The following is a 13,584-nucleotide window of genomic DNA, read 5'->3' as shown; positions in this document are numbered from 1 at the left end:
AATAAGGCGTTTTTAAACAAGTCATTACTCATGCTGTGAACGACTCATCTGCGGTGTTGAGTATTTGTAGCACTAGGTCATCAAAGCTAATGCCTGCATGAGCTGCCGCTTGAGGCACCAGGCTATGATCGGTCATGCCGGGTACCGTATTGACCTCCAGTAGCCAAAAACGCCCGTCACTATCATCACGCATGACATCAACCCTACCCCAACCTGCCCCGCCTATGGCCATAAACGCTTGCTGGCACAGCATAGCGAGTGCAGCCTCATCCTCAGCAGTTAAGCCGCAAGGCAAATGGTATTGGGTGGTATTAGCAATATATTTGGCTTCATAGTCGTAGAAGCCGCCGGGAACCTCTACGCGAATAGCAGGCAGCACCTGATCACCCAGCAGCGCCACGGTATACTCATCGCCTACGACAAAGCGCTCCGCCATTACCCGGGCGTCGAACTGAGCTGCTTCGTGATAGGCCGCCTCTAGCGCTGCCTGGCTTTTTACGATGCTAATGCCCAGCGTAGAGCCTTCGTGCACCGGCTTAACAATCAACGGTAAACCTAACTGCTCAACCACCGCTGACCAGTCAGAACTGGCAGCCAGCATAATGCTTTCAGGGGTGGGCAGCCCAACCGCACTCCACACCTGCTTAGTGCGTTGCTTATCCATTCCCAGCGCCGAGGCAAGCACCCCACTGCCGGTATAAGGAATATTCAACAGTTCCAATGCCCCCTGCAGCGTGCCATCCTCACCGCCGCGGCCGTGAAGGGCAACAAAGACCACCGATGGCGCCAGTTGCTCTAAACCAGCCAGGCCACCGTCTTGGGGATCATAGCCACAGGCATCAATACCTTTACGCTGCAACGCTTCAAGCACCGCCGCACCGCTTTTAAGCGATACTTCCCGCTCAGCCGAGGTGCCGCCATAAACGACCACGACTTTGCCAAGAGAGTTGGGGGAGGCTACGTCAACGCTCACAAATCCACCTCGTTCATCACTAGCTGTGCCTTTGCCAGGCGCAGGGAAATCCCGCCCACATCACCAGCGCCCTGCGTAATTAAAATATCGCCGGGGCGTAATACGTTGGTTAACAGTGCAGGTAACTCATGTTTGTGCTCGACAAACAGCGGGTCGACTTCGCCGCGTTGACGGATAGACCCCGCCAGGGTACGCCCCTCAGCGCCAGGAATAACCGTTTCACCGGCACTGTAAACATCCAGCAGCACCAGTGTGTCGACCTGGGAAAGCACCCTGACAAAGTCTTCGTATAAATCGCGGGTACGGCTATAGCGATGGGGCTGATATAGCATGACCAGCCGACGATCTGGCCAGCCGGCGCGAATCGCCTGGATCACCATATCAACTTCACGGGGATGGTGGCCATAATCATCCACCAACATGATATCACCGCCGCCTTTAGGCGCTGGGAAGTGACCATGTACCTGGAAACGGCGCCCTACACCGGCAAAACTTGCCAGACCGCTCAGAATAGCACTATCACTCACTCCAGCGTCGGTAGCGACCACAATCGCGGCCATGGCGTTTAAGGCATTGTGGCGCCCCGGCATAGCCAAACGCACGTCTAACGGCGCAGCGCCCCCAGGGCGTAGCGCGGTGAAGGAGACTTCACCACCACGCTGGGCAAAATCAACGATGCGGTAATCGGCATCGCTATCAAACCCATAAGTCACGAACTGCCGCTTCACCTGCTCACACAGCACACGTACATGAGGGTCATCGATACACAGCACTGCTAAACCATAAAACGGCAAGTTGTGCAGGAATTCGATAAAGGTACTTTTTAGCCGCTCAAAGTCGCCGCCATAGGTCGCCATATGGTCAGCATCAATATTGGTAACAATCGACACCATTGGCTGTAAGTGCAAAAACGATGCATCGGACTCGTCGGCTTCGGCAACCAAATAGTCGCCTTCCCCTAGGCGGGCATTGGCTCCGGCACTGGTCAGCTTGCCGCCAATCACAAAGGTGGGATCCAAGCCACCTTCGGCCAACAGCGTCGCCGTTAAGCTGGTCGTAGTGGTTTTACCATGGGTACCCGCCACGGCGATGCCATGACGAAACCGCATTAGCTCAGCGAGCATCTCAGCACGACGCACCACCGGCACTCGGTGCTCATGGGCCCAGCGAATTTCTGGATTAGTTTCATCAATGGCACTGGACACCACCACCACATCTGAGCCTTGCACATTGGCCTCAGCATGGCCAATCGCCACACAGACACCACATTGACGCAACCGCTCCACGACTGAAGAGGTTTTCACATCACTGCCGCTAACGGTGTAGCCCTGATTGGCTAGCACCTCGGCAATACCACACATACCTGCGCCACCAATACCGACAAAATGGAGCCGCCGAATCCGGCGCATGCCGGGGCCTGCGGTGGTACGTGCGGGTGTCATGTTATTGTCCGAATCGATCACGCAGAGTCTCCTAACGGCACCATCGCCAAACACCCTTCAGCCAAGCGTTTTGTGGCATCTAAATGGGCGGCCTGGCGTGCATTTGCCGCCATTGCCGCCAGGGTATTTGGGACGAGCAATTGGTTTAAAAATTCGCTTAACCGCTCAACGGTTAGCTCAGACTGAATCACGCACTTGGCGGCCCCCGCCTTGACGAGCACTTGGGCGTTGATGCGTTGATGGTCATCGACAGCAAACGGGAATGGTACCAACAGTGCCGGCTTAGCCGCCGCTGCCAACTCCGCGACGGTCAATGCCCCCGAGCGGCACACCACTAAATCAGCCCACTCGTAGGCAGCGGCCATATCATCAATAAAAGGACTCACCTCAGCGCTCACGCCGTGCTGCTGATAATTATCTGCAGTCGCCTGCTCACGCCCCTTACCTGCCTGGTGGCGAACCTGGGGGCGCTGCTCAATGGGCAGGGTCGCCAGCGCAGGAGCCAAACGTTCGTTAAGGGCTACAGCCCCGAGGGACCCCCCCACCACCAACAAACGCAGGGGGCGGGAAGCGAGCGTTTCCTCGTCTCGCGGTGAACTCCCCAGGGCGGCAATGTCGTCACGCACAGGATTGCCAATGACATCGGCACGCGCCCCAAAAGCTTCAGGGAAAGCGGCATAGGTTCGTTTAGCCAGTCGCGACAAGACGCGATTGGTCAGGCCTGCCACGGCGTTCTGCTCATGGATGACCAGCGGGACGCGTGTCAACCATGCAGCCAAGCCGCCGGGGCCACTGGCAAAGCCACCCAAGCCGACCACCACTTGAGGTTTAAAGTCGCGAATAACCGCACGCGCTTGCAGTACCGCACGACTAAGGTTCAGTGGTGCTTTTAGCCAGCCCGTCAAGCCATTGCCGCGCAGTCCGCTAACCGCAATTGTATGTAATTTAATACCCGCTTCAGGCACCAGGCGGTTTTCAATGCCCCTAGGGCTACCCAACCACTCAACGTCGACCTGCTGCGCCTGCAAAGCGTTGGCGAGTGACAAGGCTGGAAACACATGCCCGCCAGTGCCACCCGCCATAATCAGTACTCGTCGGCTAACGTTCGTTGTCACATCAAACTCCTGATAACACGCCGCATAGCGTTACGATAAACGCGGCTCATGGCGGGATTTATACGGGGTGGACACACGCCTGGGCCGATGCCGTGTCTCGGCATCTGTGCGCAGCAGCAAGCCGACCATAATGCCCGTGACTAGCAAACTGGAACCGCCATAGCTCATCAGCGGCAGCGTCAGCCCTTTGGTTGGCAATAGCCCCGAACTCACCGCCATGTTAATAAATGCCTGCGCGGCGACCACAAAACCGATCCCGTAGCTGACATAAGCGCCAAACAGGTGACCTGCCAGCTCTGCTTTACGGCCGATCCACATTGCGCGGGCAATAAATAGTGTGAACAACAGCACGACGATAATTGCACCGATCATGCCCAACTCCTCAGCGATCACCGCAAAAATAAAGTCGGTGTGTGCTTCGGGCAGGTAGTGTAGTTTTTGCACACTATTGCCCAGCCCGGTACCAGTGACGTGCCCACGCCCGAAGGCTATTAACGCTTGGGTTAACTGGTAGCCAGTCGCAAACTGATCGGCCCAGGGATCAAGAAAACTGGTCCAGCGTGCCAGTCGGTAGGGCTCAATCACGACCATCACTACGGCGCCGGAGCCGAGCAGTAGCCCACTGCCACCCAGCAGTACTAGCGATGCACCACTCATCATCAGCATGCCGATCACACAAACGGTAAACACCACCATGCCGCCGAAGTCGGGGGCTAAAAAAAGCAGCCCAACAGGCACCGCCAGCACGGCTAGCGGGCGCCACATGCTGAACGCATGGCGGCGCAAATCGTAGGTGAAACGCGACATAAACGCCGCCATATAGAATATCAGCCCAACTTTAGCAAATTCAGACACCTGCAAACTTGGCAGCGGCCCCGGCAATGCTATCCAGCGCTTACTGCCATTGATTTCTTGACCGATAATCAACACCAGAACCAAAAGAAATATAGTGGCGAGCAGTATTAACGCAGCATTTTGGCGCCACACTTCAAGGGGCACGCAGAGCATAAATACGCAGGCCATGACGGCGAGCACCAGGAAAACGCCGTGTTGGCGTGAATAGTGATAGGTATCTTCCAGCAAGCCAATCGAGGCCGAACTGACCATGATCCAGCCCAAACCCGCCAAGGCCACCGCAGCCACGATTAACCAGACATCGCAGGGTAAGTCGCGGGTAGAAAGCGTCGTGCGAAGACGCTGAAGTCGACTCATAGCGCATCCCCGGCTGTCGTAGCTGCTTTATCCAGCACCCAGCGACGAAACACCTCGCCGCGCTGCTGGTAGTTGGTAAACTGATCAAGGCTCGCGCAGGCGGGCGAGAGCAACACGCAGTCCCCCGGCTGGGCGAGCTCGAACGCCGCTGACATCGCTTGGGTTAAGTCTTCTACCTGCCGAATGCTAACGTATTCAAGCAACGCGTCGGCTAACCGTGGGGCATCTAATCCAAATAGCAACACATGGCGCGCGCACATCGAGAGAGGCTTCGCCAATGGTGAGAAATCGGCGCCCTTCCCCACTCCCCCCGCCAGCAGGATCAAGCGCCCTTCCAACGTCGCACCAATACCATTAATGGCCGCTAAAGTAGCGCCTACATTGGTACCTTTGGTGTCGTTGACCCAGGTGACGCCGTTAATTTGCGCAATGACTTCACTGCGGTGCTCCAAGCCTTTAAATTCCCTCAGCGCGCTGCACATGGGCTCCGCAGCAAAGCCTAACGCCTGCCCCATGGCCAGCGCAGCCAATGCATTGAGGTAGTTGTGCTGACCGGCTATCTTTAACTCATCTATCGCCGTCCAAGGGTCGGAGCCCTGCATTAACGTTAGCTTATTGTGATAAAGCGCCAGCCCCCACGCATTATCCTCCGGAGCACGCTGAGAAAAGTAAGCCACCTGGTCAACAGGATACGTCGGCCAGGTGAGGGGCTCATCAGCATTCACCACGGCACTCTCTGCACCGATAAAAATACGCTGTTTTGCGGCGCGATAACCGTGCATACCCCCATGGCGATCCAGGTGATCTTCGGATAAATTCAGGAAGGCTGCACACCTCGCCCCCAGGGAGGGAGTCGTCTCAAGCTGAAAGCTTGAAAGCTCAAGGATATACAGTTCGGCAGCGGGATGGCTGGCCAACAGATCCAGCGCGGGGGTGCCAAGATTCCCGCCCACCGCCGCCTTAATACCGGCGGCAGCGGCCATTTCACCTAGCAGCGTCGTCACCGTTGATTTGGCATTGGATCCGGTGATGGCTGCAATAGGGGCCTTAGCAGCACGCACAAAAAGGGCAATTTCGCCCACTACCCTCGGTTCGCCTGTACGTGGATTGAGCTGATCCGCCAGCTCCTTTAAGCCCGGCATGCGCGGATCAAGCCCTGGGCTAACCACCACTTCTGCCACCTCGCGCAGATCCAGCAACGTTAGTGGGCCGCAGTGAACCTCAATGCCAGGATGAGCGGCTTGAAACTCTTTCAGCCCCGGTGGTTCAGCACGGGTGTCCGCGACCATGTAGGGCACATTCAAGCGGCTTAAATGGCGGCATATCGCACGTCCCGATACGCCTAGCCCCACCACCAGCGTTAAACCTTTAGCAACTCGAACCATCACAGGCTCCCTCTCGCCTCATGCCCACATGCATTAACGAATTTTGAGCGTTGCGAGGCCAAGCAGCACCAGCACCACAGTAATAATCCAGAAGCGCACGATTACCCGCGGTTCTGGCCAGCCTTTTAATTCATAGTGATGGTGCAAAGGTGCCATACGGAAGATGCGTCGCCCAGTAAGTTTATAGGAACCCACTTGAAGAATGACCGACACCGTCTCCATGACAAAAATACCGCCCATGATAAACAGCACAATTTCCTGACGCACGATAACCGCCACTACGCCCAGCGCAGCCCCCAGCGCCAAGGCACCTACGTCGCCCATAAAGACCTGGGCGGGATAAGTATTGAACCATAAGAAACCAAGCCCTGCGCCGGCAATGGTGGCACAAAACACCGCCAGTTCACCGGTACCGGCAATAAATGGAATATGCAAATACTCGGCAAACACGGTATTGCCGCTAGCATAAGCGAACACCGACAGCCCCATGGCCACCAGCACTGTGGGCATGATCGCCAAGCCATCAAGCCCATCGGTCAAATTAACCGCATTGGAACTGCCCACAATCACAAAGTAGGTAAGCACGATATAGAAAACGCCCAGCGGCAGCGCCACCTCTTTGAACAGCGGTACTAATAGACTGGTCTCGACCGGCGTTGAAGCAGTCAAATAGAGCAGGACTGCCGCTCCCAGCCCCACTACCGATTGCCAGAAGTACTTCCAGCGAGCGGGTAAGCCGCGGGGATTTTTCTCCACCACTTTGCGGTAATCATCGACCCAGCCGATGGCGCCAAAGCCTAGCGTGACGCCTAATACCACCCAAATATAAAGGTTGGTGAGATCCCCCCATAGCAAGGTACTCATAGCGATGGCCAGCAGGATCATCGCCCCCCCCATGGTTGGGGTACCCGCCTTGGAAAGGTGAGACTGAGGGCCATCGTCACGCACGGATTGTCCGATTTGCCCTTCGACCAGACGCCGAATCATCCATGGCCCCAGCCACAAGCAGAGCATTAATGATGTCAGGGCGCCTAAAATCACGCGCAGAGTTAAATAGTTGACTACTTGAAAATCAGATTGGTACTGCGACAGAAAATTCGCCAAGTGAAGTAACATGAACGGCGTTTACCTTATTTATCCGAACGCAGTGCATTAATGACATGTTCCATGCCCGCACTGCGCGACCCTTTCACCAGCAGCGTGGTGTCCGGCGGCAAAGTATTAATGACATGGCGCGTTAGCGCCTCGTGATCGTTAAAGTGCAGCCCACGACCAAAGGCTTCGCTGGCAGCGCGTGCGGCGTCGCCCAGTGTCAACAGTCCATCAATGCCGAGCTCGGCAGCGTAGTGACCAATATCGGCGTGCAGCGCTGCCGAATCGCTTCCCAGCTCGCCCATCGCTCCTAGCGCACACCAGCGCGGAGCAGGGAAACTCGCCAGCGTATCCAGGGCCGCTTTAACCGCCCCAGGGTTGGCATTGTAAGTATCATCCAACAGTTTGGCACCCCGCAAACCGGGTACCACGGTTAGCCTACCCGCTAACGCTGGCAGCGTTTCCAAGCGCGCAATGATCTGCTCGGGGAGCACGCCCAGCGCTAATGCCGCAGCGGCGGAGGCAAGGGCATTACTGACATTATGCTTGCCAAGTAGCGGCAAACGTACCTGTCCAAGCGCTTTGCCATGCTGCAGTAGCGTGAAAGCATACCGCCCTTGAGGATCACAGGAAAGCGCTGCGGCACTAACATCGGCCTGGGGGTGAAAGCCAAAGCTGACGACTCGCCTTGGGGCCGCGCGCGATGCCCAAAAGGAGTAGTAGCGATCATCGCGGTTCAAGATCGCCGTTCCTTGTTCGTTCAGCCCGGCAAGCAGTTCACTTTTTGCCTGGGCGATCTGCCCCATACCACCAAACTCGCCCACATGGGCGCCAGTGACATTGGTAATAACCGCAATATCGGGCTGGGCCAACGACGCTGTCCAGGCGATCTCGCCCAAGTGATTGGCGCCTAGCTCTATCACAGCGGCTTTATATTGCTGACGCAATCGCAACAGGGTCAACGGCGCGCCGAAATCATTGTTCAGATTGCCTTCGGTCGCTAACACCTCGCCCAAGGGCGTCAGCAGCGCAGCACACATCTCCTTAACCGTGGTTTTACCACTATTACCGGTGACCGCTACCAAGGGGCCGTGCCATGCCCGCCGATGCGCACCGGCGAGTAACCCCAGGGCTAAGCGCGTATCGGGACACACCAGTTGGGGTATGTCGCTAGCAACGGGAGCGTCGACCAACGCCGCCGCTGCACCAAGCGCATGAGCGCGTTCAACAAAATCATGACCGTCAAAGTTAGCGCCTTTTAAGGCAATAAACAGGCACCCAGGCTTAATGTTACGACTATCGGTAATAATAGAATTAACGGTTAGCTGAGCACTTTGTGGCGGCACTTCGACACCCAGCGCCGCGGCCACTTGACTAAGAGCCCAGTGCATTATTGGGTTTTCCTTAGGGCAAAGGCTCGCTGAATCTCTTCGCTATCGGCGTAAGGATGGCGTACCCCCTGTATCTCCTGATACGCCTCATGCCCTTTCCCGGCGATCAGCACTACATCCTGGGCGGCAGCTTGCTGAATAGCCGCTGCCACGGCCTCGCGACGGTCACCGATTTCAACTGGCTTTGCAGCCGCTGAGAAACCGGTCAAAATTTGCTCACGAATTTGCGCGGGAGATTCATTCCGCGGGTTATCGTCGGTGACGACAATGTGATCCGCCAATTGCTCAGCGGCCCTGGCCATTTCAACCCGCTTACCGGTATCGCGCTCACCGCCGCAACCAAAGACGCACCATAATTTACCCGCATCACCCAAGTGAGCGCGTAACGCTTGCAGGGCGCTTTGTAGGGCACCCGGCGTATGGGCGTAGTCCACCACCACGCTGGGGGAGCCAATATCATCATACAGTTCCATACGCCCCGGCACAGGCGTAAGCTCCGTCGCTGCATCAAACAGCGCATCGAGCGGTTCGCCTAACCCATATAGCACGGCTATCGCCAGCAGTACGTTATCTAAATTAAAGCGCCCCATTAAATTTAAGCGCAGCATTTTTTCGCCGTCGGGGGTCGCAACCATTGCCTGCTGCCCCAGCTCAAATGCCTGCCAATCCAGCACTCGCAGCGTAACGGCTTCATCTTGCCCGGTGGCCAGTACACGGACGCGGCTACTGCAACCGGCCAGCATCAAGCGCGCCAGGGGGTCATCACCATTGACCACCGCCAAACTAAGCTCAGAACGCCGAAACAGCTTGGCTTTCGAGGCGGCGTAGGCGGCCATGCTGCCGTGATAGTCCAAATGATCGCGAGTCAGATTGGTAAATACCCCCACGCCGACGCTGACCGCGTCCAAGCGGTACTGATCCAGGGCGTGGGAAGAGGCTTCCAGGGCGACGCGCCTGACGCCCTGCTGTGCCAGCGTACCCAATGTCGCCTGCAGCGCCAGGGGGCCAGGCGTAGTTAAGCCACTATCGCTCAACGCGCCAGGGCGCCCCACGCCTAATGTGCCGACAAGACCCGCAGGTATTCCCAACGCTTCGCTGAGGGCCGCGATATAGTGAGTGACGGAGCTTTTACCATTAGTGCCGGTCACCGCAATCACTTCCATATCGCCGGGCACCTTATACAGCGCCCGCCCCAGCTCGCCTAAACGCGACGATAAATGCGGCAGTTTCAGCACCCGCCCCTCAAGCTCGACATCACCATCTACCCCTTGGGCTAAAACCAGCGCAGCGCCAGCTTCCAGCGCTTGTTCGATAAAATCGCGGCCATCACGCTGGCTGCCAGGCACGGCCACAAAAATATCCCCCTCCGCCAGTTTGCGAGAGTTCATCTCAATATGCACCTGATCCGGCAGCTTCGGCAGACCTGCGGGCAGTGGCGACTTAGGCCATACTTGTTTGAGTGCCGCTAAAACATCGTCTGGGCTCAGCGTCATGCCATCTCCTTAAAAAGCTACTCCGCCTCGTGATCCGGGGGAACATCCAACAAGCGTAAAGCATTCCCTGTCACACTGGAAAAAACCGGCGCCGCGACAGCGCCGCCGTAGAACTCGCCTGCTTTGGGGTGATCGATCATTACCACAGTGACGATACGCGGATCAGAGATGGGCGCAATTCCAGCAAAAACGCTGCGGTAAGCATCAGTGGTATAGCCTTGCTGGCCTATTTTGCGCACCGTGCCCGTTTTACCTCCCACGCGATAACCCTCTACACGCGCTCGTCTGCCGCCGGTATAGGCAGCTACCGAGGTTTCGAGAATATTCAGCAGGTCATTAGCAACCGTCGGTTCTATCACCGGTGTGCCTTGGGGCGGCTCAGAAAGACGCAGCAGCGATGGCGGCAGGCGCACGCCGTCATTGGCTAATGCCGTGTAAGCACTCGCCAGCTGCACCGCTGACACAGAGAGACCGTAACCGTAAGAGAGTGTCGCCCGTTCGCTGCGTGACCAGCGAACCGGCGCCGGTAGGCTGCCAGTGGACTCACCAGGAAAACCGGTTCCAGGCGCCTGCCCCAGCCCTAACTGATTATACTTTTCCCAAATCGCCGTATCGCTTAATTGCAGCGCCAAGCGAGACATACCCACATTCGATGACTTCTCCAGAATGCCGGGCAAATCCAGCTCGCCATAATTACGGAAATCGCGAATGGTGAACTGATCCAACCGCATCCAGCCGGGCGAGGTATCCACCACCGCGTCGCGATCCACCACACCACTCTCTAACACGGCGGCCATGGCCAGCGGCTTCATCACCGAGCCGGGTTCAAATACATCGACCAACGCCTGGTTACGCAGCCCACGCGGATCAAGCCCCGCTCGATTATTAGGATTGTAAGAGGGCAAGTTGGCCATAGCCAATACCTCTCCCGTGCGGGCATCCATCATCACCAGCACGCCGCCATCAGCCTCATTCTCGGCCACCGCTGCACGCAGTTCACGGTAGGCCATATATTGAATACGCTGATCAATCGCCAAGGTCAGCTCGCCCCCCGGCTGGGCTTCGTTGATAACGCCCAGCTCACGAACCAGACGCCCGCGGCGGTCTTTAATCACTCGCCGCTGGCCAGGCCGGCCCGCCAGGTAAGGTTGATAGGAGAGCTCTAAGCCCTCCTGACCGACATCATCAACGTTCGTCACCCCCAGCAGTTGGGCGGCCACCTCACCAGCGGGGTAATAACGCTTATATTCGCGCTGCGGATACACGCCAGGCGTACGCAGATTAAGAATCTGCTGGGCCGCCGCAGGGGTCATCTGGCGACGCAAATACATGAACTCATGCTCGCTAAAGCGCGCCACCCGCGCCTCAAAATCACTCAGTGACATGCCCAGCGCTTGGGCCAGCATCACCCGCTGTATCGCATCGTTGGGAAGTTCTTGCGGATTGGCCCAGAGGGTCACCACCGGCGTAGAAATCGCCAACGGTTCGCCATTGCGGTCTGTAATCATACCGCGGTGGGCAGGGATGGTTTCGTGACGGAGAGTACGCGCGTCGCCCTGGCTCTGCAGAAAGGGGCGGTCGATTACCTGCAACAGCGTAATACGGCCAATCAGGATGACTGAAGCCAAGCCTATCGCAAGGAGAATAAACAAGAAGCGCCCGCCGCCAAGCGGGGGCGCAATGGGAGCCTGACGCGAGGTACCGCCTCGGCGTTCGCTTCTCATGGCCGAATCACCTCAACATCATGGACGTCGGGGATCCGCATCCCCAGGCGCTCGGTGGCAATTTGTTCAATACGGGCAGGTGTCGACCAGGCGCCCTCCTCAAGCAGCAATTGCCCCCACTCCGTTTGCAGTTGGTTCTCCTCCTGCTCCAGCTGTTGCAGCTGCGCAAATTGAACCCGCGTCATATGGGTAGTGACCACCACGCCCAACCCAGAGGCCATGCAGAGTAGAAACAGTAGCGAAATAGCCACCGGCCAGGCGCGTAGACGCAGCCTGAAAGGCCATTCGGCGCGTAGCGTGGTTGCCCACTGCTCAATCCGATCCATGCTCATGATGACATTTACATCCGTTTGCGTGCAGCCCGCATGACGGCACTGCGAGCGCGAGGATTGGCATCCACCTCCTCATCGCTTGGCCGCACGCCTTTACCTAGCGCCTCTAGACGCCGGTTCAATTGATCGTCGCGAATCGGCACCCCACGTGGCAGGTCGGTATCGCCCCGAACATGGTGACGAATAAAGCGTTTCACACGACGATCCTCCAGCGAGTGAAAGCTGATAACCACTAAGTGACCACCGGGCGCCAGAGCCTCCAGTGCCGCGTCTAAAGCACTATCTAACTGTTCCAGCTCGCCGTTGATGAAAATACGCAGCCCCTGAAATGCCTTGGTAGCGGGGTGACGCCCCTTTTCCCAGGCGGGGTGAGCCACTTTTAGCACCTCGGCCAAATCCACCGTATGGGTAAACGGCTTTTCAACCCGGCGCGTCACTACGGCACGGGCCAATCGCTTCGCGTAGCGCTCTTCGCCATAGGTTTTAAATACGTAGGCAATGTCTGTTTCACTGGCTCTGGCCAGGAACTCCGCAGCGCTCTGGCCTTGGCTAGGATCCATGCGCATATCCAGTGGGCCGTCGCGCATAAAGCTAAAGCCGCGCTCCGGATCATCCAACTGAGGCGATGAAACGCCAACATCAAGCAGTACCCCTGACAGTTTGCCGTACAGGCCTTGCTCACGAGCAAACTCACCAAGCTGAGCAAATTCACGCTGGGTAATCTGGAAGCGCTGATCGTCTACTTCTGCGGCCGCAGCAATTGCCTGGGGATCACGATCCATAGCAAGCAACCGGCCATGAGTATCCAGACGATCAAGAATCAACCGTGAGTGACCGCCTCTCCCGAAAGTCCCGTCTACATAGACACCCTGCGTATCGTGAACAAGGGCATCGACAGCCCCCTCCAGTAGTACGCTGGTATGGCGAAAGCGGGAAGCAACCTGTTCAGCGTCAGGAGAAGACATTTTTTTCTCACACAAGATGTTAGAGACAACGTAATAAAGAGCGTGCAGGCACGCCCTAAAGTGGAATGGGGGAGTCGGCCGATAAGCCGGGTTCTGTCGTGGACAGCCATTCCTCTAGGCGCTGCGTTACCACAGCGCTCAAGCAACCTACCCGGATCCAGCGCGGGCCACGCCATTGGATCCCTATTTGGTCTTGCTCCGAGTGGGGTTTACCATGCCACGCACTGTTGCCAGGCGCGCGGTGCGCTCTTACCGCACCCTTTCACCCTTACCGGCCCCAGAGGTTTATTTCAGGGGCTTAGGCGGTCTACTCTCTGCTGCACTTTCCGTCGGCTCACGCCGCCCAGGCGTTACCTGGCACTCTGCCCTACGGAGCCCGGACTTTCCTCCCCCAACACCTTTTGAGGGGTATTAGCGGCGACTGTCTGGCCAACTCCGGCGGCAAGCATACCAGCGCCCT

The 13,584-nt window shown here is 57.2% G+C and carries 11 protein-coding genes and 1 other RNA gene; all 12 read right to left on the bottom strand.

The window, feature by feature from the left end; all coding sequences use genetic code 11:
- Positions 1-28 precede the first annotated feature (28 nt).
- A complete protein-coding gene (locus JI62_RS02255) occupies positions 29-973 on the bottom strand; it encodes a D-alanine--D-alanine ligase (protein WP_088698602.1) in 945 nt (314 codons plus the stop codon).
- A complete protein-coding gene (gene murC / locus JI62_RS02250) occupies positions 970-2,415 on the bottom strand; it encodes a UDP-N-acetylmuramate--L-alanine ligase (protein ID WP_088698656.1) in 1,446 nt (481 codons plus the stop codon). Before murC ends, JI62_RS02255 begins: the two co-directional genes overlap by 4 nt.
- 17 nt (positions 2,416-2,432) lie before the next feature.
- The gene (murG, locus tag JI62_RS02245; RefSeq protein ID WP_088698601.1) at positions 2,433-3,530 is read right to left on the bottom strand and encodes an undecaprenyldiphospho-muramoylpentapeptide beta-N-acetylglucosaminyltransferase; all 1,098 of its coding nucleotides are present in this window, start codon (positions 3,528-3,530) and stop codon (positions 2,433-2,435) included.
- A gap of 30 nt (positions 3,531-3,560) precedes the next feature.
- Positions 3,561-4,742: a putative lipid II flippase FtsW gene (gene ftsW, locus JI62_RS02240; protein WP_088698600.1), complete on the bottom strand. Its 1,182-nt coding sequence runs from the start codon at positions 4,740-4,742 to the stop codon at positions 3,561-3,563.
- Complete coding sequence (gene murD / locus JI62_RS02235; RefSeq protein ID WP_088698599.1) at positions 4,739-6,127, bottom strand: UDP-N-acetylmuramoyl-L-alanine--D-glutamate ligase; 1,389 nt, start codon at positions 6,125-6,127, stop codon at positions 4,739-4,741. Before murD ends, ftsW begins: the two co-directional genes overlap by 4 nt.
- A 33-nt stretch (positions 6,128-6,160) precedes the next feature.
- Positions 6,161-7,243: a phospho-N-acetylmuramoyl-pentapeptide-transferase gene (gene mraY, locus JI62_RS02230; RefSeq protein ID WP_088698598.1), complete on the bottom strand. Its 1,083-nt coding sequence runs from the start codon at positions 7,241-7,243 to the stop codon at positions 6,161-6,163.
- A 14-nt stretch (positions 7,244-7,257) separates the two neighbouring features.
- Positions 7,258-8,610: a UDP-N-acetylmuramoyl-tripeptide--D-alanyl-D-alanine ligase gene (locus tag JI62_RS02225; protein WP_088698597.1), complete on the bottom strand. Its 1,353-nt coding sequence runs from the start codon at positions 8,608-8,610 to the stop codon at positions 7,258-7,260.
- Entirely contained in the window at positions 8,610-10,103 is a 1,494-nt protein-coding gene (locus JI62_RS02220; protein ID WP_088698596.1) for a UDP-N-acetylmuramoyl-L-alanyl-D-glutamate--2,6-diaminopimelate ligase, read from the bottom strand. Before JI62_RS02220 ends, JI62_RS02225 begins: the two co-directional genes overlap by 1 nt.
- A 17-nt stretch (positions 10,104-10,120) precedes the next feature.
- On the bottom strand, positions 10,121-11,827 hold the full coding sequence (locus tag JI62_RS02215) for a peptidoglycan D,D-transpeptidase FtsI family protein (RefSeq protein ID WP_088698595.1): 1,707 nt from the start codon (positions 11,825-11,827) through the stop codon (positions 10,121-10,123).
- Positions 11,824-12,159 (bottom strand): cell division protein FtsL, encoded by a 336-nt coding sequence (ftsL, locus tag JI62_RS02210; RefSeq protein ID WP_088698594.1) that lies wholly within the window; start codon positions 12,157-12,159, stop codon positions 11,824-11,826. The genes JI62_RS02215 and ftsL overlap by 4 nt, the downstream gene beginning before the upstream one ends.
- Before the next feature lie 8 nt (positions 12,160-12,167).
- Entirely contained in the window at positions 12,168-13,124 is a 957-nt protein-coding gene (gene rsmH, locus JI62_RS02205; protein ID WP_088698593.1) for a 16S rRNA (cytosine(1402)-N(4))-methyltransferase RsmH, read from the bottom strand.
- Positions 13,125-13,190: 66 nt separating this feature from the next.
- Positions 13,191-13,561: RNase P RNA component class A (gene rnpB, locus JI62_RS02200), an RNA gene on the bottom strand.
- Positions 13,562-13,584: the final 23 nt, after the last annotated feature.

The organism is Halomonas campaniensis (assembly GCF_002211105.1).
GTDB lineage: Bacteria > Pseudomonadota > Gammaproteobacteria > Pseudomonadales > Halomonadaceae > Vreelandella > Vreelandella campaniensis_A.
Note: the sequence above shows the minus strand (reverse complement) of the source record. Positions and strands in the feature narration are given on the sequence as shown.